The sequence below is a fragment of the Pelagimonas sp. genome (assembly GCF_050633425.1).
Classification (GTDB): Bacteria; Pseudomonadota; Alphaproteobacteria; order Rhodobacterales; family Rhodobacteraceae; genus Pelagimonas.
In genome coordinates, this window is sequence record NZ_JBOEGM010000002.1 from 212,438 (window position 1) to 235,983 (window position 23,546).

23 protein-coding genes are annotated in these 23,546 nt (G+C 56.5%); 17 read left to right on the forward strand and 6 right to left on the reverse strand.

Going from position 1 to position 23,546, the window contains the following annotated elements:
- Positions 1-239 precede the first annotated feature (239 nt).
- Both mtgA and ACRBB0_RS01010 read left to right on the forward strand, forming a co-directional pair.
- Positions 240-980 (forward strand): monofunctional biosynthetic peptidoglycan transglycosylase, encoded by a 741-nt coding sequence (gene mtgA / locus ACRBB0_RS01005; protein WP_431372522.1) that lies wholly within the window; start codon positions 240-242, stop codon positions 978-980.
- 340 nt (positions 981-1,320) lie between these two features.
- On the forward strand, positions 1,321-1,863 hold the full coding sequence (locus tag ACRBB0_RS01010; protein ID WP_431372523.1) for a hypothetical protein: 543 nt from the start codon (positions 1,321-1,323) through the stop codon (positions 1,861-1,863).
- 100 nt (positions 1,864-1,963) lie between these two features.
- On the opposite strand, the gene ACRBB0_RS01015 is transcribed toward ACRBB0_RS01010, so the two are convergent.
- On the reverse strand, positions 1,964-2,602 hold the full coding sequence (locus tag ACRBB0_RS01015; protein ID WP_431372524.1) for a thiopurine S-methyltransferase: 639 nt from the start codon (positions 2,600-2,602) through the stop codon (positions 1,964-1,966).
- Between the two features lie 171 nt (positions 2,603-2,773).
- Here ACRBB0_RS01015 and fzlA point away from each other — a divergent pair, with 171 nt between their 5' ends.
- The 4 genes from fzlA (at position 2,774) to msrA (ending at position 5,717) form a co-directional block, all read left to right on the forward strand.
- A complete protein-coding gene (fzlA, locus tag ACRBB0_RS01020; protein ID WP_431372525.1) occupies positions 2,774-3,439 on the forward strand; it encodes an FtsZ-binding protein FzlA in 666 nt (221 codons plus the stop codon).
- 87 nt (positions 3,440-3,526) lie between these two features.
- The gene (gene queG, locus ACRBB0_RS01025) at positions 3,527-4,579 is read left to right on the forward strand and encodes a tRNA epoxyqueuosine(34) reductase QueG (protein ID WP_431372526.1); all 1,053 of its coding nucleotides are present in this window, start codon (positions 3,527-3,529) and stop codon (positions 4,577-4,579) included.
- 194 nt (positions 4,580-4,773) lie between these two features.
- Positions 4,774-5,223, forward strand: a complete 450-nt coding sequence (gene msrB, locus ACRBB0_RS01030) for a peptide-methionine (R)-S-oxide reductase MsrB (RefSeq protein ID WP_431372527.1) — start codon at positions 4,774-4,776, stop codon at positions 5,221-5,223.
- Positions 5,220-5,717, forward strand: coding sequence for a peptide-methionine (S)-S-oxide reductase MsrA (gene msrA / locus ACRBB0_RS01035; protein ID WP_431372528.1), 498 nt, complete (start codon positions 5,220-5,222; stop codon positions 5,715-5,717). The genes msrB and msrA overlap by 4 nt, the downstream gene beginning before the upstream one ends.
- A gap of 147 nt (positions 5,718-5,864) precedes the next feature.
- On the opposite strand, the gene ACRBB0_RS01040 is transcribed toward msrA, so the two are convergent.
- Positions 5,865-7,601, reverse strand: coding sequence for a hypothetical protein (locus ACRBB0_RS01040; RefSeq protein ID WP_431372529.1), 1,737 nt, complete (start codon positions 7,599-7,601; stop codon positions 5,865-5,867).
- Positions 7,602-8,181: 580 nt separating this feature from the next.
- Between ACRBB0_RS01040 and ACRBB0_RS01045 the strand changes: the two genes are divergently transcribed.
- Positions 8,182-8,802 (forward strand): class I SAM-dependent methyltransferase, encoded by a 621-nt coding sequence (locus tag ACRBB0_RS01045; protein WP_431372530.1) that lies wholly within the window; start codon positions 8,182-8,184, stop codon positions 8,800-8,802.
- Between the two features lie 14 nt (positions 8,803-8,816).
- On the opposite strand, the gene ACRBB0_RS01050 is transcribed toward ACRBB0_RS01045, so the two are convergent.
- The gene (locus ACRBB0_RS01050; RefSeq protein ID WP_431372531.1) at positions 8,817-9,239 is read right to left on the reverse strand and encodes a hypothetical protein; all 423 of its coding nucleotides are present in this window, start codon (positions 9,237-9,239) and stop codon (positions 8,817-8,819) included.
- Positions 9,240-9,446: 207 nt separating this feature from the next.
- On the opposite strand from ACRBB0_RS01050, the gene ACRBB0_RS01055 reads away from it, so the two are divergent.
- Positions 9,447-11,489, forward strand: coding sequence for an FAD-dependent oxidoreductase (locus ACRBB0_RS01055; protein WP_431372532.1), 2,043 nt, complete (start codon positions 9,447-9,449; stop codon positions 11,487-11,489).
- 135 nt (positions 11,490-11,624) lie between these two features.
- Here the strand turns inward: ACRBB0_RS01055 and ACRBB0_RS01060 are convergent, their stop codons facing one another.
- Complete coding sequence (locus ACRBB0_RS01060; RefSeq protein WP_431372533.1) at positions 11,625-12,281, reverse strand: GntR family transcriptional regulator; 657 nt, start codon at positions 12,279-12,281, stop codon at positions 11,625-11,627.
- Between the two features lie 134 nt (positions 12,282-12,415).
- Here ACRBB0_RS01060 and dctP point away from each other — a divergent pair, with 134 nt between their 5' ends.
- From dctP to ACRBB0_RS01095, 7 genes are all read left to right on the forward strand, one after another.
- Complete coding sequence (gene dctP / locus ACRBB0_RS01065; RefSeq protein ID WP_431372534.1) at positions 12,416-13,402, forward strand: TRAP transporter substrate-binding protein DctP; 987 nt, start codon at positions 12,416-12,418, stop codon at positions 13,400-13,402.
- A gap of 81 nt (positions 13,403-13,483) precedes the next feature.
- Positions 13,484-14,026, forward strand: a complete 543-nt coding sequence (locus tag ACRBB0_RS01070; protein WP_431372535.1) for a TRAP transporter small permease — start codon at positions 13,484-13,486, stop codon at positions 14,024-14,026.
- A gap of 5 nt (positions 14,027-14,031) precedes the next feature.
- Positions 14,032-15,348, forward strand: coding sequence for a TRAP transporter large permease (locus ACRBB0_RS01075; RefSeq protein ID WP_431372536.1), 1,317 nt, complete (start codon positions 14,032-14,034; stop codon positions 15,346-15,348).
- Positions 15,345-16,613: a malonyl-CoA decarboxylase gene (locus ACRBB0_RS01080; RefSeq protein ID WP_431372537.1), complete on the forward strand. Its 1,269-nt coding sequence runs from the start codon at positions 15,345-15,347 to the stop codon at positions 16,611-16,613. The genes ACRBB0_RS01075 and ACRBB0_RS01080 overlap by 4 nt, the downstream gene beginning before the upstream one ends.
- Before the next feature lie 4 nt (positions 16,614-16,617).
- On the forward strand, positions 16,618-18,132 hold the full coding sequence (locus tag ACRBB0_RS01085; RefSeq protein WP_431372538.1) for a malonate--CoA ligase: 1,515 nt from the start codon (positions 16,618-16,620) through the stop codon (positions 18,130-18,132).
- A 176-nt stretch (positions 18,133-18,308) separates the two neighbouring features.
- Positions 18,309-19,751, forward strand: coding sequence for a cell envelope integrity protein CreD (gene creD / locus ACRBB0_RS01090; RefSeq protein WP_431372539.1), 1,443 nt, complete (start codon positions 18,309-18,311; stop codon positions 19,749-19,751).
- Between the two features lie 94 nt (positions 19,752-19,845).
- Positions 19,846-20,541, forward strand: coding sequence for a hypothetical protein (locus tag ACRBB0_RS01095; RefSeq protein WP_431372540.1), 696 nt, complete (start codon positions 19,846-19,848; stop codon positions 20,539-20,541).
- Between the two features lie 49 nt (positions 20,542-20,590).
- Here the strand turns inward: ACRBB0_RS01095 and ACRBB0_RS01100 are convergent, their stop codons facing one another.
- Positions 20,591-21,004: a DUF4399 domain-containing protein gene (locus ACRBB0_RS01100; RefSeq protein WP_431372590.1), complete on the reverse strand. Its 414-nt coding sequence runs from the start codon at positions 21,002-21,004 to the stop codon at positions 20,591-20,593.
- 215 nt (positions 21,005-21,219) lie between these two features.
- Between ACRBB0_RS01100 and ACRBB0_RS01105 the strand changes: the two genes are divergently transcribed.
- Both ACRBB0_RS01105 and ACRBB0_RS01110 read left to right on the forward strand, forming a co-directional pair.
- Complete coding sequence (locus ACRBB0_RS01105; RefSeq protein ID WP_431372541.1) at positions 21,220-22,131, forward strand: AEC family transporter; 912 nt, start codon at positions 21,220-21,222, stop codon at positions 22,129-22,131.
- 4 nt (positions 22,132-22,135) lie between these two features.
- Complete coding sequence (locus tag ACRBB0_RS01110; protein WP_431372542.1) at positions 22,136-22,666, forward strand: hypothetical protein; 531 nt, start codon at positions 22,136-22,138, stop codon at positions 22,664-22,666.
- A gap of 178 nt (positions 22,667-22,844) precedes the next feature.
- On the opposite strand, the gene ACRBB0_RS01115 is transcribed toward ACRBB0_RS01110, so the two are convergent.
- A complete protein-coding gene (locus ACRBB0_RS01115) occupies positions 22,845-23,381 on the reverse strand; it encodes a dihydrofolate reductase family protein (protein ID WP_431372543.1) in 537 nt (178 codons plus the stop codon).
- Positions 23,382-23,546 lie beyond the last annotated feature (165 nt).

Below are 23,546 nucleotides of genomic sequence, written 5' to 3' on the forward strand. Positions count from 1 at the left end.
GTCTATACGCAGGGTCAAAAACCTCAATTTTGACATAAGTTTTCCATGGCTCCGGCAGATTGAGCGGGCAAGGTGAGGCTATTCAAACGTTGAGAGTTACAGAGTGTCCCGGTTTTTGAGTGTGGTCGCAGTGTCCGGACGCCGCTGTTTGACAGTCTGGAAAATGGCACCCCGTGTGCGTGGGGTGTCTTGCTATTTCACGCTTTGTTTAACATGGGCTGGCGGTGTAGGACGGTGCCATGGCAGCTAAGAAAACATCCAAGAAGACAGGTAAGGCGCTTAAGCCAAAGGCCGGGGAGCGTAAGTTTCGCCCGCTGCGTTGGCTATTGCGCAAGGCGGTTTGGGCAGGGGTGATTGCGATGGGTCTGATGGTTTTGGCGGTGGTGATTTACGCCGGACTGAACCCGCCGACAACGCACACGATGTGGTCGGAAGGGCGGCGCTTGGGCGCTGGGGTTGATCAGCACTGGGTCGATGCGGATGAGGTTGCGCCGGTGATGTTGCGTTCGGTTGTTGCGGCGGAGGATGCGAATTTCTGCAACCACTGGGGCTTTGATATGAATGCGATCCGGGCGGCGATTGCCGATGGCGCGCGGCGCGGTGGCAGCACAATTTCGCAGCAGGTGGTGAAGAACGTCTATTTCTGGCAGGAGCGCAGTTACGTGCGCAAGGCGCTGGAGGGGGTGATGACCCCGATGGTTGAGGCGGTTTGGAGCAAGCGGCGGATACTGGAAGTCTATGTAAATGTTGCGGAATTTGATGAGGGTGTGTTTGGGGTTGAGGCCGCAGCACGGCATTATTTCGGTGTTGGGCCGGATCAGTTGAGCGCGCGTCAGGCGGCTTTGTTGGCGGCCGTGTTGCCAAGTCCGAAGAAACGCAGTGCATCGCGGCCCTCGGGGTTTGTGGCGAAGCGCGCCCGGATCATTCAGGACGGAGCCGCGACGATCAAACGGGACGGGCGCGCGGATTGTTTTGAATAAACTTAGGTGGTTAGATGGATTTCCGACAGTGTTAGGTATTGCATGATTTGGAAATGGCGGCCCGTGTTTTGGAGCAGGCGTGCTTTGACACCCCAGCCGTAGACCGGGACGGCTTTATTGATTCAAACGAGGCGCGATTGCGCTGGGAGCAGAGTTTTAGCAACGAGACTTGGATAGCGATGGCCAGCCTGGATGAGGATCCACAGCGGGGCTTATTGGCTTGGGTGGTTTTGCTGACCGGAGCGGTCCTTGGGGCTGAGGCGGCGCGCGGGCTGGACTGGATTTGGGTCGAAAATCGAGCGTTTTTAGTCGCGCGCCAGCGAGCATTGGGGCGGCGACAATGCAGGCGGTTGCGTGGGTGAACCGATTTGACCATGAGAGTTTTGCGCCAATGCCGGAGGCGGATGCCTATCTGTCGCGGTCGTTGGCGGAGGTTGAGGCGTTTTTGATCCCTATCGCAAAAGCGATGACGGTGGCAGAGGTCGATCAGATCGCCCGGTTGGATGGTGGCGGGATGGATTGGCAAAAACACAAAACGGCTTTGCAGGGCGTGCTAGCGCGGGCAGATGTGTCTTACCCAAAGGACGATCGGACATGGTATCCAGCGGAAGTGGTGGAGGCGGCGGCACATATTATGGGAGCGGCTGGGCGTGCACCTGCGATGGCGATTGTGCTGCTGGATGCGATCCGAAACGGCGATGATCGTGCCAACACAGAATTTTACTATGCCACTCAATCGCACAAGCTTTGGGCGCTGCCGAGTGAGGCGCGCCGGGCTTTGATGGCCGGATTTCGCTATATGTATGAGAGCGAACCTTGGACCCCTGTTCCGCCACCGCGGCCGCCGTTGGGGCGGCCTGCGGCATTGGATTGGGCGGTTTAAGGGCGCGGCGACTTGGCCCGCGTCTGTGTGCTCTGGTCTTGTTGAGACAAGCGGTGCGGCGGGGCAAATTCCGTACACGGAGTTTAGCCGCGCGCTGCCATTAGGTGGGCGACAAAAGCCAAGTTTGTTCAAGGCCTTGGGTGCGCTGTCCGAGCGGGCCATCCAGCGGGTGTTCGGCCAGTTTATCCAGCCGGTATTGTGCGGCGTAGTGGTCCGTGAGTTCGGACAGAGGCACCGAAAAGGGCGGGCCGTCTGAAAGCGTTTGGTCGTAGTCGAAGCCAATCAGCAATTGCGGCGCAGTGGCGGTGATTTTGCTCAGGTGCGCCGCGTAGAGAGGCCGGGTTTCTGGCGGCAGGGCAACAATGGCAGCGCGATCATAGATGGCGTTGACCGGGCCAAGGGTTTCGGCGCTGAGCTCAAACACATCGCCGCTAAAGAGTGTGAGATCACCGGCCCTACTACGGGTCAGGGGGCCGATTTCAGTGGTTTCAGCCGTGAGGCCGAGACGGGCAAAAACCTCGTCCACCGCGCCGGGGTGAAATTCGATGCCACTCACACGCAGCCCTTTGGACAAGAGCCAATCTATGTCGATCGTTTTGCCGCAAAGCGGGACAAAGATCGTGTCGCCGGGCGACAGGTTGAGCTGATCAAAATGCGTGGTGAGCAAGGGATTGGCGGCGGGTTCGTGAAAGCCGATGCGGCCTTCGGTCCAACGTGCGTGCCAAAAAGAATGTTCCATGAGGGGCCTCATCTGCGTTTGCGTGACGCAAAGGGGGATAAAACTTGAACCATGGTTTAGGTCAAGCATTGTTTTGCCGGGCAAAGGATTCCACCCATCTGGGGAGTTGAAACCCGCGTGGTTTCGCGGATATTAGAACAGGTGTTTCCCGTATCAGGATAAGTGTCGCACATGGCCAAACTCTATCACGTTCCTCTCTCGCCGTTTTGCCGCAAGGTGCGGCTGTCTCTGGCTGAGAAAAAGATTGAATGCGAGTTGGTGGAAGAGCGCTATTGGGAGCAGGACGCTGATTTTCTGCGTCGCAACCCGGCGGCCAAGGTGCCGGTTCTGAAGATCGACGGCAAAACCATGGCCGAGAGCGCTGCGATTTGCGAATGGATCGAGGAGAAATACCCTGAGCCGAGCCTGATGCCGAAATCGGCGGATGCGCGATATGAAGTGCGCCGGATTGTCAGCTGGTTTGACGATAAGTTTCACCATGAGGTGACGTCGAAGCTTTTGTATGAACGGGTCAACAAGAAGATCATGAAGGCCGGTTTCCCCGATAGCGGCAATGTCAAAGCCGGGGCAAAAGCGGTGAAATATCACCTCGATTACATGGCGTGGCTGTTGGATCACCGGCGTTGGTTGGCGGGGGATTCGATGACCTTGGCGGATTTCGCTGCGGCGGCGCATTTGTCATCGCTGGATTACATTTCGGACGTGGATTGGAACCGGTCTGAGGTGGTCAAAGATTGGTACGCCAAGATCAAGTCGCGCCCTGCGTTTCGGGCGATTTTGCAAGATCAGGTGCCGGGATTCCCGCCACCTGCGCATTATGCCGATTTGGATTTTTGATGTGATGCGATGGGCCGGGGCCATGTGTGGCCAGGTCGGGCGTCATCTGTGCTGTCCGAGATCGGGTATTATGAGCCAGACGTCCGCATGAGTGATTTGAAAGCGGAATTGGTGGCACAGGCGGCTGAGGTCGGGTTTTCGGCGGCGCGGATTTGTCGGCCGGATGCGGTGCCCGAGGTGATGGAGCGGTTACAGGCGTTTTTGGATGATGGGCGGCATGGTCAGATGGGTTGGCTTGCCGATCGGGTGCATTGGCGTGGGGCGCCGGATGTGTTGTGGCCCGAGGCGCGATCGGTGATTATGCTGGCCGAAAATTATGGGCCCGATGTCGATCCGCGCGCGGTTTTGGAGCAGAAAGATCGCGGGGCGATCAGCGTTTATGCCCAAAACAAAGACTATCATGATGTTGCCAAGAAGCGGCTCAAGCGGCTGGGGCGTTGGTTGATTGACGCGGCGCGGCGTGACGGCGACGAGATCGAAATCAAGGTGTTTGTTGATACGGCTCCGGTGCCGGAGAAGGCGTTGGGCATGGCGGCTGGCTTGGGCTGGCAGGGCAAGCATAGCAATCTGGTGAGCCGGGAGCTGGGGTCTTGGTTCTTTCTGGGGGCGATTTTTACGACGCTGGAGTTGGAGCCGGACGCGGCCGGGATTGATCGCTGCGGACAGTGCCGCGCCTGTTTGGATGTGTGCCCCACTGATGCGTTTCCGGCCCCCTATCAGGTGGATGCGCGGCGCTGTATTTCCTACCTGACGATTGAGCATAAGGGGCCGGTTGCACAAGAGCTGCGCAAGGGGCTTGGCAATCACATTTATGGTTGTGACGATTGTTTGGCCGCCTGTCCGTGGAACAAGTTTGCGCAGGTGGCCTCCGAGATGAAATACCATGCGCGAGACGAGCTTTTGGCCCCGAAATTGGCGGAGTTGGCGGCGCTGGATGATGCCGGGTTTCGGGCGTTTTTCTCGGGTTCGCCGATCAAGCGGATTGGGCGGAACAGGTTTGTGCGCAATGTGCTGTATGCGATTGGGAATTCGGGAGAGGCGGGGTTGGTTCCGGTGGCGCAGCGCCTGTGCGACGATCCCGATGAAGCGGTTGCCGATGCGGCGCGATGGGCGGTTGGGGAACTCGTTACGGGGCCCTAGAGGGGCGTCAGGCTGCCATCCCGACGCCCCAGGTAATAGCCTAGTTCTTGGGAGAAATAGGGCTGTCACCCGGCATCGTACATAGGCGACAGCAAGCGATTTTGCGAGTCTTTCTCAAACATTCGTGATCGGAGTTACGTGACGGTTTGCATCGGAGCCACAGGCGCCTTTATTTAAGGCACAGGAGAACGCGCATGACACAATATGAAAAACGGGCTGAGGTGATTGAGACTTTGACACCCGAACAGTTTCGGGTCACCCAGCAAAATGGCACTGAGCGTCCGGGGACGGGGGCCTATTTGAACAATAAGACGTCTGGGATTTACGTTGATATCGTCTCGGGGGAGCCGTTATTTGCGTCGGCTGCCAAATACGAGAGCGGCTGTGGCTGGCCGAGTTTTGTCAAACCGATTGAGCCGGATAACGTGGTTGAGCTGCGCGATACCAGCGCTGGGATGATCCGTACCGAAGTGCGGTCACGCCATGGCGACAGCCATTTGGGGCATGTGTTTCCCGACGGGCCGATGGAGCAGGGCGGGCTGCGCTATTGCATCAACTCGGCGGCGCTGCGGTTTATTGCCAAGGAAGACATGGAGGCCGAAGGCTATGGCCAATATGTCGGGCAAGTGGAGGATTTGGCATGAGCGAACGCGCGGTTTTGGCGGGCGGATGTTTCTGGGGCATGCAGGACTTGATCCGCAAGCTGCCGGGCGTGGAAAAAACGCGGGTTGGCTATACGGGCGGTGACGTTCCCAATGCCACCTATCGCAACCACGGCACCCATGCCGAAGGGATCGAAATTTGGTTTGATCCCAACAAAACTTCGTATCGCAAGCTGCTGGAGCTTTTCTTTCAGATCCACGATCCGACGACGGTGAACCGGCAGGGCAATGACATGGGACTGTCGTATCGCTCGGCGATTTACTTTGTCGATGACGCTCAGCGGCAAGAGGCGCTGAACACCATCGCCGACGTTGAGGCGAGCGGGTTGTGGCCGGGCAAAGTGGTGACCGAAGTGGAACCCGTGAGCGATTTTTGGGAAGCGGAACCAGAGCATCAGGATTATCTGGAGCGTTTGCCAAACGGCTATACCTGCCATTTTGCGCGGCCCGATTGGGTGTTGCCAAAACGCGGATAGCTTTGCGTTCAAGGACAAGGACCACCAAGCCTGCGGCCCAATGGAGCGCGGGCTTGGTGGGCGCATTTGGTTTCCTGAATTATGCGCCCTGGTTTATGCGCCTGACAAATCGGCCCTGTCATATAGGCCTCTGTCTTGCAGGGGTGATCAGGTAAAGGTGATCGAGCCGATCAGGATGGAAACCAGCACAAATCCGATCAGTTTGTGGATCAAAAAGAACCCCCACACCTTGCCGCTGGTATGCGCAAAATCCCGTGTTTCCACACTTGTTTCAAGCAGTGGAATTGCATTGTCAGAGCTGTAGCGGACCCAGAACCACAGGCTCTTTGGTGCGGTGCCCCAGCGTTTGCCCACCGCCGCGCCTAAGGCAACCCAGCCAAAGAACCACATGACGGCCCACCACGGATAGGCCCCGAACCCAACAAATACTTTGAGCGGCCAGTACCATAATATTCTTTGAAGCCAGCCACTTGCGGTGTCAGGTAGCGACCGGGTCAGTTCAAGCATTTTGGCATATTTGACGGCACGGGCGGCCTCATAATCGCCAGCAGAAGTGTACCAGTTTTCAAGATCTTCATAGGGTTTGGTCGAAAAATGCCGGGATGTTCCGCCGTTGGCGTTCATTGCGCCCGCGATCCAATTGGTCACGTCAGAGGGCCCGGTGGCTTGGCCTTGTTGAGGAGATTTATCGGCCACAAAGCTAAATCCCCGGATGTGGGAATTTGCTAAGTTCATCGGAACAATGGAGTGATCCACGCGTGTGAAGGAGAGCGGGACATGCGCCAACAGCAGGCCGATATCGGCTTCAAAAACGTGTATTTCCGACGTGTTCCCCCATTTTGGCAGATGGAGGCCCGGCTGGTCGGCGTCTGCTAGGTTCGCGCTGGTGAGTACCGAATAGTCCAGCACAAGATCGCCGTTAAACGAGGTGCCATAGGCCACAAGATGTTTGATGGTTGCCGAATTGAGATCGACTTTTTGGAATTGACCGTCGTTGAGGTAAAGCAATTCGGAAATATGCGCGGCCCTTAGATCGAGCGTCCCGCTCACTGTCATTTTGTGAAACTCGGCCGAGCCGGAAATCCGCGCGCTGTTGAAAAACAGGTCACCGACAATCTCTGTTGAACTCATGAACAGGTTCGACAGGGAGGTAAAACGTGTTGCGGTCAGCCCAGCGTTAAACCGCGACCCGGACGTCGATAGTCCTTTGGCTGCATGGCCGGCGGACAGGCGTACAGGGCCGGCAAACTGTGATCTGATCAAATTTAAGAAGGTGTCCGTTTTGACCGATACAGCCTGTAATTGATTGAGAGAGGTGTCGTAAAAGGAAATATGTGATGTGGCCCGCAAGTCGAACAAAAACACATCCTGCAAATCGCTTTTGCTGAACCGGAAAAACCCGTTGAACCGCGCGCCTTTTGCGCTCACCCGTCCTCCGACATATAGGTCGGAAAAACTAAAGTTTCCGTCCACGCGGGCATTGTCTAACGTCAGGTCTCCGAGAATTTCGGACTGGCGGATATTGAGGTTAACGGGCACCTCGGCCGCCGCTAGCTCAAGCGCTTCAAGTTGAACGCATTTCAAGGAGAGGTCGCGGCTTGGGAAAGATTGCGCTCTGCGCCTGTCGGTCAGGACGGTCCGCATGAAATCGGCCGATAGGATGTCAGGGCCGAAACAGGTTGTGTGCACGGTTCCATCCTGTGCGGAAAGTCCTTCTGAGCCATCAAAGGCGGATGTTTCACAGAGGCTTTCCCAGACCTTTTGTTCAAAGGACGTGAAAGATGCGGGGATGTTTTGCGAACAGGTTTCGGCGGCAAACCCCGGTAATGCGGAGAGCAAAACGAACAGGACGGACACAAGGGACAACGGTGAAAGAAGGGGCATTTCAGGGGCTACATTTTGCTGGAAGGCTGGGCTGGGGTGGTCTTGTAGATATCGAGTTACACCAAGCCTAGGTCCAAGTTCGGGTTGTGGCGATGGTATGGACCGATAAAAACACGATTTGGTAAAAAAACTTGGCGCGGCGGTTCATTGGGTGGGGGCGATGGTGCCAAGCGGATTGCACAGAAGGGCGGGGCGAGCGGATGTGTATGCGCGCTTGAATGACACCCGGTGGGCCATAGGTTGTTGTAACAAGGCGGTCTTGCTTAGGGCGGATCGTCCAGAAGGTCCGGTCTCGGAGTGAGAGGTTGGTTTGGGTTAGAGCTTTGATTTTAAATGAAAGGTTTCCCTGTGCGCAACCTGTTTTGAGCGCCTGACGCACCGGGCGCATGACACGAAGAGTGCCAGAGGGGCTTGGCCTGCGACGGTTGCAGCCTATGATTGGGGGCGTCTTTGGCCGGGCGTTTCGGGCGGGTTTCCATGCATATATGCATGGGACCTGTGTCGATACGGGTGTTCAAAGCAGTGACCGCAAACCCTAAGTTAAGCGCATATGAGTGACAGCAAACGCATGGGACACGCTATGAAACATGACCAGTTCTGGGACAAGATTGCCCGCAAATACGCATCGGACCCGATTAGCAACATGCCAGCCTATGAGGCAACTTTGGCGCGGGTGCGCGCGCTCATCACCCCCGAAATGCAGGTGTTGGAAGTGGGTTGTGGCACCGGGACTACCGCGCTGAAACTCGCGGATGCGGCCGGGCATTATACCGGCACGGATATTTCCTCAGAGATGATCAAGATCGCCAATGAAAAGCGCATTGATGATGGCGTTGAGGACCTGACTTTTGACGTGGCAAGCGCGACGCAGGCGGGAGATGGCAATTACGATGCTGTGCTGGCGTTTAACCTGCTGCATCTGGTGCCCGATCCCGAAGCGACGCTGGCGCATATTCATAGCCAATTGCCCGAGGGCGGGATGTTTATTTCCAAAACGCCGTGTTTGGGAAACAAGCCCTGGTTCATACCGCTGATCGCGCTGATGCAACTGATTGGCAAGGCGCCGAAACCGGTGCATTCGCTGCGCCCTGACCGTCTGAGAACCATGATCACACAAGCCGGGTTCGACGTTGAAGAGATGATGTTCTTTCCCAAGCAGAACATCAGCCGCTTTATCGTCGCGCGCAAGCGGGCAGGGTAGAGCAGATGGCGTCTCTATCCCTGCGCCGTTTTGCGCAATTCATGAAAAACGATTTCCAGAAACATGTGAAAGTTCAGCTCGGCGTCTGAAGGCAAAGAATGATGCACCTGCCGCACCTGTTCGAACGCATATTTCATGGCGACCTCACAGGCGGTGAAATGGCGGTCGGTCAGATTGAATTTCTTATGAGAAGCTGAAAAGCGGGAGACGAGATCAGCAATGCCGGAACCCGAGGTTGCCGATCGCACAAGATCGGTCATAAACCTTTCCATCATATGAGTTTTTGCAATTGGATAGCGGTCAAAATGCGGCTGAAGCTCGGGCGCGTCTTCAAGCAGTTTTCTGTAGAACGCATCCCGAAACTGGCCCTTCGTTTGAAAGATTTTGGGGAAGTACTCCAACAGATAGCTTGGATCAAATGTTTGCATAATTCTCATACGAAGTTGCTAGGATCAAAGTGATTGATACATATCAGCGGTGTCCTTTCGTGCATTGACCTAGGTTAAGGTCACGTCATCTTCCGGGGAGTCCTGACGTGACGTAGGCGGTGACAAGGTAAAGCAGATCGTGTGATCTGGGGGCTAAGCCGCCCCCTTTGGCCACCGCGCCGGGGCGTGGGCCGCGTGCTTTTGGAGGAGCCAGGAATGAGCCACTACCCGCATATGTTAGCCCCCTTGGATTTGGGTTTTACCACGCTGAAGAACCGCGTTTTGATGGGGTCGATGCATACCAATCTTGAGGAGCGCGGCGACTGGAATGCGGTGGCGGAATTCTATGCAGAACGGGCACGCGGCGATGTGGGTTTGATCGTCACAGGCGGCATGGCCCCCAATTTGGAAGGTGGCGTGTTTCCCGGTGCAGCGGGGCTGTTTAGCGACAAAGACATTGCCAACCATAAGGTGATCACCGACCGTGTTCACGAAGGTGGTGGCAAGATCGCGATGCAGATTTTGCATGCAGGGCGCTATGCCTACGGGCCGGAATGTGTGTCGGCCTCGCCGGTCAAATCACCGATTTCCCCCTTTCCTCCCAAAGAGTTGGACGAAGACGGTATCGAAAAGCAGATCGCAGATATTGCCCATGCTGCGGCACAGGCTCAGCGCGCTGGCTATGACGGCGTTGAGGTCATGGGGTCGGAAGGCTACTTCCTCAATCAGTTTCTTGTCACACATACCAACAAACGCACCGATCGCTGGGGCGGTTCCTATGAAAACCGCATGCGTCTGCCGATTGAGGTGGTCAAACGCGTGCGCGCGGCGGTTGGGCCTGAGTTCATCGTGATTTACCGGCTGAGCATGATTGATCTGGTGCCAAATGGATCGACATTCGAAGAGGTGGTGCAGCTCGCGCAGGAGATTGAGACAGCGGGCGCAACGATCCTGAACACGGGCATTGGCTGGCACGAAGCGCGGGTTCCGACGATTGCCACAAGCGTGCCGCGCCGCGCCTTTGCTTGGGTGACCAAGAAGCTGATGGGGAAGGTCGGTATTCCGGTCATCACCTCGAACCGGATCAATTCGCCCGACGTGGCCGAGGGTGTGCTGGCTGAAGGCTGTGCCGACATGGTGTCGCTGGCGCGGCCGTTTTTGGCGGATGCGAATTTTGTTGCCAAAGCAGCGCAGGGCCGGGCCGACACGATTGCGCCTTGTATTGCCTGTAATCAGGCCTGTTTGGATCACACCTTTGCGGGCAAGGTTTCGACCTGTTTGGTCAACCCCCGCGCGGCATTTGAGACGCAAATCATCCTGTCAGACACCACGAGCCCAAAGTCGGTTGCGGTTGTCGGAGCGGGGCCCGCGGGCTTGGCAACGGCGATCACGGCGGCGCAGGTCGGGCATAATGTGACCCTGTTTGATCGCGCCGATGATGTGGGCGGTCAGTTGAACATGGCCAAACAGGTGCCTGGCAAAGAGGAATTCTGGGGCCTTGTGGATTGGTTCCGCACCATGGTCGGCGAGACCGGTGTGACATTGGCGCTTGGCCAAGAGGTGACGGCTGATGATCTGACCGGGTTTGACGAGGTTGTGGTGGCCACAGGCGTCACACCGCGCGATCCGGGCATTGAGGGGCAAGATCACCCCAAAGTGCTTAGCTATATTGATGTGCTGCGCAATAAGGTTCCGGTCGGTGATAAGGTGGCGGTGATCGGCGCGGGTGGCATTGGCTATGACATCGCCGAGTTCCTTGTGACCGGTGAGAGCCCGACCGAAAACCTGCCGGAGTGGATGCGCGAATGGGGCGTGACCGACCCCGCTGAGGCCCGCGGCGGTTTGGCCCCCGAAGGGCCGCAGCCCGAGGCCGCGATACGTGAGGTCACGGTATTGCAGCGCAAGGCTGAAAAACCGGGCAAGCGTTTGGGCAAAACCACCGGCTGGATTCACCGGGCGGCGCTTCAGATGAAGAAAGTGAAGATGAAAGCGGGCGTCAATTACGAGCGGATCGACGATGAGGGCCTGCATATTTCCTTTGGCGAAGCGCGTGAGAACCCTGAGGTGATCGCCTGTGACAACGTTGTATTATGCGCGGGTCAGATCAGTGAACGCAGCCTGGCCGACGCTTTGGCCGACAAGGGGATCACGGCGCATGTGATCGGCGGCGCGGATGTGGCGGCGGAGCTTGATGCCAAGCGCGCCATTGATCAAGGTGTGCGGCTTGCGGTCGGATTTGACGGCGCATCTGCGGGCTAAGTGCCAGCCTGTTTCAAGTGTCAGCCGGTTTCGCGTCAGACGGTTTCGCGATTGTGTTTGCGAAACCGGTCGGATGATGCGGATTGGTTTGGCGGGGCGAACATGAGTGCCGCAGGTGGCCCCTCAGGGCAGGGCCTATTCGGCGGCGCTTTTGAGGGTCGCCATGAGGCTGTGAAATTTTTCGCCTTGGATGGCCACATGGCTGCGCAGGGCGTCTGCGGCGGCTTCGGAATTTCCCTGCTCCAGCGCCTCTAGAATGGCTTTGTGTTCGCTCATGGATTGGGCCATGCGCCCCCTCAATCTCAGTTGCTGGCGGCGGAAGGGTTGGAGGCGGCGGTGCAGGGTTCCGGTTTCGCTTGCCAAGAAGGCGTTGCCGGATTCGCGGTAGATGATTTTGTGAAACCGCTCGTTCTCGATGTAGTAGGAATCGGGGTCCTGCGCGTCGATAGCTTTTTGGCATTTGTTGTTGGCATCGTGCAAATCCAGCAATGCCTGATCTGAAATGCGTTTCGCAGCAAGGCGCCCACAGACCGCTTCGACTTCGGCCATGACTTCGAACATTTCCATCAGCTCAACAACTCCGGGTTGGCGCACAAACGCGCCCCGGCGGGGAATGTGTTCGACCAATCCAGATCGGGCAAGCCTTTGTAAGGCCTCACGTAACGGGGTTCTGGAAACGCCAAATTGCTCGGCCAGACGCACCTCATCAAGGCGGTCTCCGTCTGAGTAAGACCCGTCAAAAATCCGCTCTTCGAGCTCTTCGGCAATTGAATCTGCGCGTCGTTGTTCCATGGCCCAAGTTTAGAATCGCGCAGTGAGAAACTCAAGAACCGAAATCTTGTATACAAGAAGCTTGACTTAAAAAACATCCAATCCTACCGTGAGCTACCCGGCATTTTTCCGGGGTCACGTTTTGGGAGGAACACATGAAATCTATAATGAAGACTGTCGTCACCGCGCTGACACTCGCATCCGTAGGCACCATTGCAGGGGCCACTGAATTGCGCCTGTCGCACCAATGGTCGACCAAAGACATCCGCCACCAAGTCGCCCAAATCGTGGCTGATGAAGTTGCGGCAGCAAATGTTGATTTGGATATCAAAATCTTTGCATCAAAGTCCTTGTTCAAACCGCGCGAGCAGTACAAGCCGCTGAGCCGTGGTCAGCTGGATATGACCGTTTTGCCGCTGTCCTATGCCGGTGGCCAACAACCCGCCTATAACCTGACACTGATGCCCGGTCTGGTGAAAAACCATGATCACGCGGCGCGTTTGTCGGAGTCGCCCTTCATGGAAGCGCTTGAAGCCAAGATGGCCGAAGATGATGTGATGGTTCTGGTTCATGGCTATTTGGCCGGTGGTTTCGCAGGCAAAGACAAGTGCATCACCAAACCGTCAGATGTGGCCGGGCTCCAGACCCGTGCGGCGGGCAAATCGTTTGAGCAAATGCTGGCTGGTGCCAATGCGTCGATCGCATCTATGGCGTCGTCGGAAATCTATAATGCGATGCAAACCGGCGTTCTGCAGGCGGCCAATACGTCGTCGTCTTCCTTTGTCAGCTACCGTATCTATGAGCAGGTCAGCTGCTACACCCCTGCGGGTGATGTGGCGTTGTGGTTCATGTACCAGCCTCTGTTGATGAACAAGAGCGCGTTTGATGAGCTGAACGAAGATCAGCAAGCGGCGTTGATGGCAGCCTCTGCCAAGGCCGAAGCCCACTATTTGGCCGAAGCCAAGAAGCAAGACGCAGCATCGACACAAGTGTTTATGGATGCTGGTGTTGAAATTGCTGAGATGTCTGCAGAGGATTTCGAAGCGTGGCGGACCCTTGCCATGGAAACATCCTATGCGAAATTTGTAGAAGAAGTTGAGGGCGGTCAGGAGCTCTTGGATATGGCGTTGGCCGTAGAATAACCTTTTGGCGGGGCATTGTTTTGACATGCCCCGCCTGTCTGCTCCCCCCCCCCCTAAATTTCACTACAACAGGAGGCGCAATTGGCTGGCCAAAGCTCCGCCGTTGCTTCCCATACCGGGAACAACCTTTTCCTTCGTGTCGTCGCGGCCCTTTCGACACTGGCTGGCTGGTGCTCGGCTGGTATGATCGTTGCCGCCGTGGCCATCACCTGCCAAATGATCACCGTGCGTTTTGTGTTAAACGGGTCGACCGTTTGGCAAACCGAGGCTGTGATCTATCTGGTCATCGCAGCCACCTTGATCGGCCTGCCCTATGTCCAGCGCTTGCGTGGCCATGTGAACGTCGATCTCATCCCGATCATGCTGCCGACAAGAGCGCGGTTTTATATGGCGATCCTGACCTCACTCCTGTCGATCTCCATCGTGTCGCTGATGCTGTTTTACGGCTATGAATACTGGCACTTTGCCTGGGATCGCGGTTGGAAATCCGACACCGTGTGGGGCGTGCGCCTATGGATTCCGTATCTGGCGATCCCCGTGGGATTTGGTCTCTTTCTTCTGCAATTGATCGCCGATCTCGTCGCTGTATTGCTTGGCATCGATAAACCCTTTGGTCTGGAGTAGTACACGTGGATCCTCTTTTGCTTGGAGCAATTGTGGCCATTGCCACTATTCTCGTCCTGTTCTCTGGAACATCCGTGGCCATCGGCCTGTTGATTGTCTCGGCCGGATTTCTGTTGGTCTTTGACGGCGCGCGGTCGTTGGAGCTTTTGCCGGAATTGCTGTTTGGGAAGCTCGACAATTTTGCGCTTCTTTCGATCCCGATGTTTATCATCATGGGGGCCTCTATTGCCTCAACACGGGCCGGGGCCGATCTCTATGAAGCGCTTGAACGCTGGTTGACCCGTGTTCCGGGGGGCTTGGTTGTCTCGAACCTTGGGGCCTGTGCGTTGTTTGCTGCGATGTCGGGGTCGTCTCCTGCGACCTGCGCGGCCATCGGCAAAATGGGCATCCCCGAGATGCGCAAACGCGGCTATCCAGACGGTGTGGCGGCGGGCTCAATCGCGGCGGGTGGCACGCTCGGTATCTTGATCCCCCCATCTGTGACGATGATTGTTTACGGGATCGCCACGGAAACCTCGATTGGCCGTTTGTTTCTGGCCGGTGTTATCCCTGGTCTGTTGTTGGTCGGCCTGTTCATGGCGTGGTCGCTGTATTCCACATGGAAGTCCGGCAATGCCTCTCAGCTGAGCTCGGGCACTTATACATGGGCGCAGCGGTTTGAAATCCTGCCGCGTGTGTTGCCGTTCCTGTTGATCATTGTTGGTGTTTTATATGCTATGTATGGCGGCATCGCGACGCCGTCAGAAACAGCCGCCGTGGGGGCATTGCTCTGCCTGATCATCGCGATGGTGATCTACAAGCTGTGGAACCCCAAGGATCTTTGGGTTGTGCTGCGCGACAGCACCAAAGAATCCGTCATGATCTTGTTCATTATCGCGGCTGCGGGTGTGTATTCGTATATGCTCAGCTCGCTCTTTATCACACAATCCATTGCCGAATGGATCGGGACGCTGGACGTGAACCGCTGGGTCTTGATGGGTGTGGTGAATGTTTTCTTGCTTATTGCCGGGTTCTTTTTGCCGCCGGTTGCGGTGATTTTGATGGCGGCTCCGATCCTGTTGCCGATCATTGACACAGCAGGATTTGATCCGATCTGGTTCGCTGTTGTGCTGACCATCAACATGGAAATTGGCCTGATTTCGCCGCCGGTTGGTCTTAACCTTTATGTCATCAACGGCATTGCGCCGGACATTTCGCTCAAGACCATCCTAAAAGGCTCCTTGCCCTTTGTGGCTTGTATGGTGCTGGCGATTATCCTGCTGTGCCTGTTTCCCGGCCTTGCGACGTGGTTACCAAATCAGGTTATGGGAGCGGTTATTTGACCCTACTTGCAGAACTTTTATCAACAGTGTTTGAGCGGCGTTATCGCGGCCAAGCCACGCGGGCGACGGATGGTCGCCCGCTTACGGAACTCGCTGCGGCTCTTGTTGGATCGGCGGGCGAGACATCAGGCTTGGCGCTGGCGGGTGAAATCCTGTCGCGCTTTGCCGACATGGATGATGACGAAAAGCTGGCCTTCTTTCGCAACATCGCCACGACGATGAATATTGATCCGGTGGCGGTGCGCACAACTTTGGATGCCTATGAGCACACGCCGTCCAAGGCGAGTTACCGGGCGTTTGCCGAAGCCGCAGAGCCCGCGCGACAAGAGTTTGTTCGGCGCTTGAACAGCGTGCAGGGGGCGACGGGGGCGTTGGTTCAGATGCGTGCAGATTTGCTGCGCTTGGGCCGCAAAGAACCCGAGTTGCAGGCGCTGGATCTCGATTTCCGTCACTTGTTTGCCTCGTGGTTCAACCGAGGTTTTTTGGTGTTGCGACCGATCAACTGGGAAAGCCCGGCGCATATTCTTGACAAGATCATTGCCTATGAGGCCGTGCATGCCATCGACAGTTGGGAAGATCTGCGCCGCAGATTGCAACCCACCGATCGGCGCTGTTTTGCGTTTTTTCATCCCTCGATGCCCGATGAGCCGCTCATCTTTGTTGAGGTGGCGCTGACCAAAGGCATTCCGGGGTCGATCCAAACTCTGCTGGCCGAAGACCGGGAAGCGGTGCCGTCTGAGGATGCGGATACGGCAACGTTCTATTCCATTTCCAACTGTCAGGCGGGATTGGCCAGCATTTCCTTTGGCAATTCCCTGATCAAGCAAGTGGCGGCTGATCTGGCGGCTGAATTGTCGGGATTAAAGACCTTTGTCACCCTGTCACCGATCCCCGGCTTGACCAAATGGCTCAAGACGTCTGAGGTGGAGTGGTTGAGCGATGACGCCGAAACGATGTCCGACAAGACGCGGGCGCTGGCTGCCTTTTATTTGTTGAATGCCAAGTCCCGCGGCGGGTTGCCGTATGATCCGGTGGCCCGGTTCCACCTCGGCAATGGCGCCGTTGTCCATGCTGTTCATTCCGACGCCGACGTCTCTGAGAAGGGGCGCGCGCAATCGGGGGGCGCAATGGTAAATTATCTCTATGACCTCTCAAAGATTTCTCAAAACCACGAGAACTTTGTAACAACACGCGACGTCGTTGCCTCGGCTGACGTCAAAGCATTGGCAGACACCGTCACGCTGCCAACGACCGAAGAAAGGTAATCCAATGGCGAATCCTCTTTATGATGGTTTCTTCGGTGTTCATGCCGAAAAAACCACGCCGTTTCTGCGTTTGGAGGGCGGGCAGGTTGTCACCCACCAAGACTTCCTGTCCATAAGCGCCCAGATCGCTCATGTTACGGTGCAGATCGGGTTGAAGCCGGGGGACCGGGTCGCGGTTCAAGTTGAGAAATCCCCAGAAGCCCTGGCGCTTTATGCGGCCTGTGCGCAGGCTGGATTGGTGTTTTTGCCGCTCAATACCGCCTATACTGTTGATGAGCTGAGCTATTTTATCGAGAACAGCGGCGCGTCCCTGATCGTCTGCGGTGGCAAAAGCCAAGAGACGCTGGGCGTGGTTGCCAAGGAGCTTGGTGCCAAGCTTGAAACGCTCAATGCCGATGGCAGTGGCACCTTGATGGACCAGGCGCAACAGATGCCAACGCGTTTCGAAACCGTCGCGCGCAGTGGCGATGATCTGGCGGCGTTTTTGTATACCTCGGGGACGACGGGGCGCTCTAAGGGGGCGATGCTGACCCAGGACAACCTGATTTCAAATGCTCAGACCCTAGTCGAGCATTGGCGGTTTACAGCGGATGATGTGTTGCTGCATGCGCTGCCGATCTTCCACACGCATGGGCTGTTTGTGGCCACGAATGTGACACTGGCGGCGGGCGGGAGCATGATTTTCATGCCCAAGTTTGATCAAGACGAGATTATTGCGCGGATGCCTGAGGCAACCACGATGATGGGGGTTCCGACCTTTTACACCCGGCTCTTGGACGATGAACGCTTCACCCGTGAACTGACGGCGCATATGCGGCTGTTTGTGTCGGGCTCGGCACCGCTTTTGGCCGAAACGCATACCCGTTTTGAGGCGCTCACCGGGCACCGTATCCTTGAGCGTTACGGCATGACCGAAACCAATATGAACACCTCAAACCCCTATGATGGTGAGCGTCGAGCCGGAACAGTGGGTTTCCCACTGCCCGGAGTTGAGCTCAAGATTACCAATCCCGACACGGGTGACACTCTGCCCGATGGCGAGGTGGGGCAGATCGAGGTGCGCGGTGCGAATGTCTTCAAAGGCTATTGGCAGATGCCGGAAAAAACCGCAGCTGAGCTTCGGGAGAACGGTTTTTTCATTACCGGCGATCTCGGTCTGATCGACGCGGATGGCTATGTGCAAATTGTCGGGCGCAACAAGGATTTGATCATCTCGGGCGGGTACAACATCTATCCCAAAGAGATCGAGCTGGTGCTTGATGATCAGCCGGGTGTCCTTGAGAGCGCGGTGATCGGGGTGCCTCATCCCGATTTTGGCGAAACCGTGGTGGGGTTGATTGTCCCCGAGACGGGTGCCGAGCCAGATGAGGACGGGATGATGGAGGCCGTGCGCAAGTCCTTGGCAAGGTTCAAACATCCCCGCAAACTTGTCATTCTAGACGAGCTTCCGCGCAACACGATGGGCAAGGTGCAAAAGAACATCTTGCGCGACAAATATGAGGGGATGTTTGCGCCCTGAAGCTCCTGAGGATTGGCACCGGTTCCCGGCCCGCCAATCGCCCGAACAGTGTGATTTTGGGCGAGGCTGTTAGTTTTACGGCCTCGTAAGCTGCGCAAAATCTGCACATCTTCTATGTGAGTTCTGATCCGCCTCGGTGTCACAACCGGGGCGGATTTTGTTTAAAGGAGAGAGTTATGCTCAAATCCCCAGGTAGGCGGTTTATCGTCGTTGGCATATTGGTTTTGCTGATGTTCATTCCGCTGTTCTTTGCCGCAGAAGTCATCAATTCACGCAAATTTTATTCTCAAGACACCATCCGAACGGTTGGTTTGGAATGGGGTGGGCAACAGACGATATCGGGGCCTTTTCTGGTGATCCCGGTGGAGCGCGAGGTGACGACGCTCAAATCGCGGCCCAAGATTGATCCCGAGACGGGCTTGGTGATGACCCATGCCGAAACCGGTGAGGAGCTCAAAGTTCGGTTTGAGGAAACGGTGATCAAGGCCGGTCCAAGTGTCTATTTGCTGCCATCAAAATTTGAAGCTGATCTGGATACGCAAACACAAATGCGCGCGCGCGGCATTTTTCAGGTGCCCGTCTATCAGGCGCAGGTTGATATGGCGTTTGACTTTGATCTGGAGGCGGCCGACCCGCTGATCGCGGAGAATGAAACGCTCTTGTGGGACAAAGCGCGGATTGAGGTTGAGGTGTCAAACAACAAAGCTTTGCGCGGGGCGGCCGAGATTGCGACCCAAGGCACCGCGCTGTCTTTGTCGCCGATGTCGGGGCGGCATGGGTTTACCGCTGCAACGGGCGATCCGCGTGGACAGGGGCAATACGATCTGACGCTGGGCTTGAACGGTGCCCAAAGTCTGATGGTGACGCCCGTGGGGTTGAACAGTCAGGTGACAATGACAAGCGATTGGCCGCACCCGTCCTTTAGCGGGGCGTTTTTGCCCGATAACCATGAGGTCACCGAGACAGGGTTTCGCGCCACTTGGTCGATACCGCATCTGGCCCGGCCCTTGCCGCAAGCAGGACGTGACGAGGTGGCCGGATCGGCGCGCAAGGTCAGCGGATTTGGCGTGCGTTTGATTGAGCCGAATGATTTCTACCAAAAGGCCTATCGCGCCGCGAACTATGGTATCTTGTTCATTGCATTGACGTTTTTGACGATCCTTTTGATCGAACGTGGCAGCGGCAAACCGGTGCATGCGGTGCAATATATACTGGTTGGGCTAACACAATCGGTGTTTGTTTTGCTGATGGTCGCCTATGCCGAGCAAATCGGATTTGCCGCAGCCTATGCTTTGTCGGCGGGGGCTGTGATTGCGTTACTGACCGGATTTGGGGCCTTTGCGTTGAAACTCGGGCGGCGGGCCTTGGTTTTGGGGGCGGTTTTGGTTGTGGTTTACGCGGTGCTGTATCTGATTTTGGACAGTGCGGATTATGCATTGCTGGCCGGATCGACATTGGCGTTCTGCGCAATTGCATTGACCATGTTTGCCACCCGAAATGAGGATTGGTTTGGCCCTGAAAAGGAAAAAGGGCCGGGGATGATGGCGCGGATCTTTGGCACTGCCGCTCCGCGCGTTGCACCCCCTCCGACAAGCCCAAATCCGCCGAAGGAGGGCTAAGACGGCACAGGGCGGGTAAACCCCCATAGGTGATTGGGTGCGTTCTTGCTATACTTATAGCGGAGCGCGCCCAACGAGTTATGAGGAAGTTGAGATGGCCAAATCACCAACACCCGCCAAGCCAGAATCAGTCCCATCGGCCTATCAGCCGTTTTTGGATGGGGATCCGCGCATGCGCAGCCCAACTGGATTGCCGGATTTGCCCGATCTGGATGGGATGATGTTTTCCAGAAGCGGAGGACCGGCGCTTGATATCGAATTGGGGGCAGAGGGAGGGGCCGCGGCCGAACAGCACCCTGCTGATCCCAAGACCCTGAACCGCCATTTGATCAACTGCACCGCCTACACCCGCGATGTCGAAGGCAAGGTGAATTTCTTTTCCTCTTTGTTCAAAGCCGAAGCCAAAGGCAAACAGGTGGGGGTGGTTCAAGAGGCCAAAGCCTTTTTCGTCAAGCGCGAGAATGGGGTGGATATTGAGTGGGGTGTCGCGGTGCGCTTGCAGGTGGATGCGTCAGAGTTCAGCGCCGAAACCCATGTGTCGATCCCCAATATCGCCGCCGAAGCGCAACTTGGCATGAGCCAGGCGCAGATGGAGATAAGCGTGCGCGGGTTTTCAGGATTTCTGGGGGATTTGTTGCCAGCACCGGATACGGTCAACCTGACCAGCTATGCAGCCTATATGGAGGCGTTTCAAAAGATCCAGAAACACGTGTTTTCAGAGGATAACGCCGATTATCTGATGCCGGTGGTCCTAGGCAAACACCAACCGCCGGATCAGGTGATTTCCTAGCAGACAAGAGCAGGCCCCGGCGCACACCGGAGCCTGCACGGTTATGTGGTTATTCGACGGTGATGGTGATCACGTCCGAGGCAACCGGCACGGAATGGGGCACATGTCCGGCGTCGCCCATCACCAGTTGGAGCGTGTGTTTGCCCGGCGCAAGGTCAAGCGTGACCTGCGTTTGTCCGCCCCCAAAATGTCGGTGATTTTCATCCGAGGGCAGGCCCATCATCATTTCCTCTTTGCCATCTTCCCCCATGCCCAGCGGCGGGCGGTCAATCAGCAGATGATGGTGCCCGGTTGCTTCTTTTTCGACACCAGCTGGGGCGACGCCCATGCCAGACAGGCCAAAGATGACGGTCACAGGGCTAGACACCGTATCGCCATCGGCAACATTGGCAAAGTAGACCATAGCCCCTTCAGGGGCCGGTGTTTCACCGCCTTCGGCCAAAACCGGCGCAGCGAGGGTCATAGAAAGAGACATGGAAACGATGGTCAGCGCAGTACGAAATAACATGATGTGCTTCCTTTGAGATGTGTTTAATAAGATGAGCCCAGCATGCGCTTTTGTTTCCCCGAGCGTCAACGTCCAAGGTGGATGGTATTCGCGTCGGCGCATTTGGATGTGGCCTTGTATGTGTTTGGGCTTTGGTGTTTGCAGGTCGGGTGATCCGAGCGGAGGGGCCGATGATCTTTGCCACGATTTTGCAGGGGCTGTTGCCGTCATTTTTGATGGTGATCTTGGGCGGTGCCGTGCGCAAACGCCTGAGCGAGAACGCGTGGCAAGGGCTGGATCGGCTCAACTTTGAGATTCTGTTTCCGGCGCTGATCTTTGTGGCCGCATCAGGGCGAGAGATTGCCATAAGCGATGTGGTGCGGATCGCCCCGGCGGTTTGGGCGATTTTGGGCATCGGTTTGGTGCTGGGCTATGGCGCGCGGCACTATGGGCCCGAGCGGTTTTTGGATTTCGCCGGCGGTTGGCAAACGGCGTGGCGGTTCAACACTGCGATGGGATTTATCGCCGTGGCGGTGTTGCCCGGCGCGGATTTTGGGATTTTGGCAGTGGCCGTGGGCATGGCGATCCCCATGGCAAACCTTTTGGCGGTGACGGCCCTGTCGCGGGGCGGCAGTTTGGGGATTTTGGCAACGCTCAAGCGGATCGCGTTGAACCCGTTTTTGCTAGCCTCGGTGTCTGGGGTCTTGGTGGGGTTGTCGGGGTGGAAAATCCCCGCACCAATATTGGCCCCGGTCGAGATGCTGTCGGCGGCGGCGATCCCGGTGGCCTTGATTTCCATCGGCGCGACAATGGATTGGAAGGCGCTGGCCCGGCTAAACCGGTTCAGCGCGATTCTATGCGGTGTGAAATTGATGGCCTTGCCGGCGGTGACATTTGCAGTCTGTATGATGTTGTCGGTTGAGAGCGGTTTGATGGGGGTGCTGGTGGTGTTTGCGGCGCTGCCTACGGCTTCGGCGGCGCATGTGTTGGCATCGGGCTTTGGCGCGGATCGCCGCTTGGTGGCGACATTGATCGCGCAATCAACCTTGCTTTCGGCGCTGACACTGCCACTGTGGATTGCGGTTGTGATGCTTGCGGGGTGAGGTCGTGCGCGGTGTGTTTCAGGCAGTGTTGTTTTGGTGTGGCGCAGCGGTTGCGGGGTCCGACAACCGGATGGAGCGGCTGCAAAATGGTCAGGCGCTGGACTGGATCGAGGCAACCGGCCATTGGGACGTGACCTTTTCGGATCGTCAAATGGTGATGATCTGCAAGACATGCGAGGGGCAGGTTGAGGTCACTCTGGACGTCGTTCCCCGTGAATTGGCAACCACCCGAAGCCAATGGAAGAGCAAGTATTTCACGGAGCGGTTGTTGTTTTGCGCCTTGCTTGCTCAGAATGGGGGGCGATGTTTGGGGACAGATCCTGTGAGTTTTCGAGGTGTGGCCTTGCAAGGGTTTCGGTCTGACCACCTTGAGAATGGGGTGAGAAGCGTTGAGATCGTTTTATACAATCGGCACTTGTCCTATGGTGTTGAGGTGCTGAAAACACAGATCGCGATGCATGAAGGCCAAATGGTGCCGCAAGGCACTGTTGGCTTGATGTATTCGGCCATGGCCCAATTGACCCACTTTTGGTGAAATCATGAAGCATCTAAGGTCGGGTGGATGGCTCCTTCTTTTTGTTCTTTGTCGCCCTCCCGTTGGCGATCCTTGTGTTTGATCCAGAGCAGCAAACACAGGAAAACATCTCCCGAGCGATGCTCTACTACTCTTTTGTAGTTGGTTTTTTTATCTGGGCTTGGTGTAAACGCTAGGGCTATGGGCGCTTGCGCCGGTAGTGGCGTTTGACCATTTGCGTCAGAAGGGTTTCGACGCCGATCAGTTCGAAATCCAACTCCCTCTCCAACATGTCAAACAGGCGGGTGCCGCCGCCGAGCAGGACCGGGACTTCGGTGAGGATCATGTCATCGATCAGATCGGCATCCAGAAAGCGGCGGATCGTGGCACCGCCATCTATATAGAGCCGCGAGTGACCAAGGGCGTTGGCTTGGGCAATGATTTCCGATGGGGTGCCTTGGGTCAGTGTGACGTGATCAGCAAAGGGGGCGGGCACCGAAGTCAGGGTGGTGCTTAGGATGAACCCCGGTTTGGGATAGGGCCAACCGATGCCAAAGCCCTGAACGGCCTCAAAGGTGGTGCGCCCCATGATTATGGCATCAATTCCGGCTATGAAATCGGCAAACCCCATGTCGTCGCCATCGGGATTGGGCACTTGGGACAGCCACTCCAAGCCGCCATTGCGATCAGAGATATAGCCATCAAGGCTTGTGGCGATATAGACGGTGTTGGGCATGTGCGTCGCCATTTTTAGAACCGGTGTGGCGGCACCAGATATTGTTCGTGCGCCCTGTGCAACTTGTTTCCATGCTGCGAACACTGATCAACAAAACCCCGATATTGTCGCGGCACTGCCCCAGTCCTGCCCGATTGTCCCGGCAAAACTCATCACAAGAATTAG

What these genes read in the sequence shown, in the direction of transcription:
- mtgA (WP_431372522.1), top strand. Translation starts at nt 240, where the DNA reads ATGGCAGCTAAGAAAACATCCAAGAAGACAGGTAAGGCGCTTAAGCCA.
- ACRBB0_RS01010 (WP_431372523.1), top strand. Translation starts at nt 1,321, where the DNA reads ATGCAGGCGGTTGCGTGGGTGAACCGATTTGACCATGAGAGTTTTGCG.
- ACRBB0_RS01015 (WP_431372524.1), bottom strand. Translation starts at nt 2,602, where the DNA reads ATGGAACATTCTTTTTGGCACGCACGTTGGACCGAAGGCCGCATCGGC.
- fzlA (WP_431372525.1), top strand. Translation starts at nt 2,774, where the DNA reads ATGGCCAAACTCTATCACGTTCCTCTCTCGCCGTTTTGCCGCAAGGTG.
- queG (WP_431372526.1), top strand. Translation starts at nt 3,527, where the DNA reads ATGAGTGATTTGAAAGCGGAATTGGTGGCACAGGCGGCTGAGGTCGGG.
- msrB (WP_431372527.1), top strand. Translation starts at nt 4,774, where the DNA reads ATGACACAATATGAAAAACGGGCTGAGGTGATTGAGACTTTGACACCC.
- msrA (WP_431372528.1), top strand. Translation starts at nt 5,220, where the DNA reads ATGAGCGAACGCGCGGTTTTGGCGGGCGGATGTTTCTGGGGCATGCAG.
- ACRBB0_RS01040 (WP_431372529.1), bottom strand. Translation starts at nt 7,601, where the DNA reads ATGCCCCTTCTTTCACCGTTGTCCCTTGTGTCCGTCCTGTTCGTTTTG.
- ACRBB0_RS01045 (WP_431372530.1), top strand. Translation starts at nt 8,182, where the DNA reads ATGAAACATGACCAGTTCTGGGACAAGATTGCCCGCAAATACGCATCG.
- ACRBB0_RS01050 (WP_431372531.1), bottom strand. Translation starts at nt 9,239, where the DNA reads ATGAGAATTATGCAAACATTTGATCCAAGCTATCTGTTGGAGTACTTC.
- ACRBB0_RS01055 (WP_431372532.1), top strand. Translation starts at nt 9,447, where the DNA reads ATGAGCCACTACCCGCATATGTTAGCCCCCTTGGATTTGGGTTTTACC.
- ACRBB0_RS01060 (WP_431372533.1), bottom strand. Translation starts at nt 12,281, where the DNA reads ATGGAACAACGACGCGCAGATTCAATTGCCGAAGAGCTCGAAGAGCGG.
- dctP (WP_431372534.1), top strand. Translation starts at nt 12,416, where the DNA reads ATGAAATCTATAATGAAGACTGTCGTCACCGCGCTGACACTCGCATCC.
- ACRBB0_RS01085 (WP_431372538.1), top strand. Translation starts at nt 16,618, where the DNA reads ATGGCGAATCCTCTTTATGATGGTTTCTTCGGTGTTCATGCCGAAAAA.
- creD (WP_431372539.1), top strand. Translation starts at nt 18,309, where the DNA reads ATGCTCAAATCCCCAGGTAGGCGGTTTATCGTCGTTGGCATATTGGTT.
- ACRBB0_RS01095 (WP_431372540.1), top strand. Translation starts at nt 19,846, where the DNA reads ATGGCCAAATCACCAACACCCGCCAAGCCAGAATCAGTCCCATCGGCC.
- ACRBB0_RS01100 (WP_431372590.1), bottom strand. Translation starts at nt 21,004, where the DNA reads ATGACCCTCGCTGCGCCGGTTTTGGCCGAAGGCGGTGAAACACCGGCC.
- ACRBB0_RS01105 (WP_431372541.1), top strand. Translation starts at nt 21,220, where the DNA reads ATGATCTTTGCCACGATTTTGCAGGGGCTGTTGCCGTCATTTTTGATG.
- ACRBB0_RS01115 (WP_431372543.1), bottom strand. Translation starts at nt 23,381, where the DNA reads ATGCCCAACACCGTCTATATCGCCACAAGCCTTGATGGCTATATCTCT.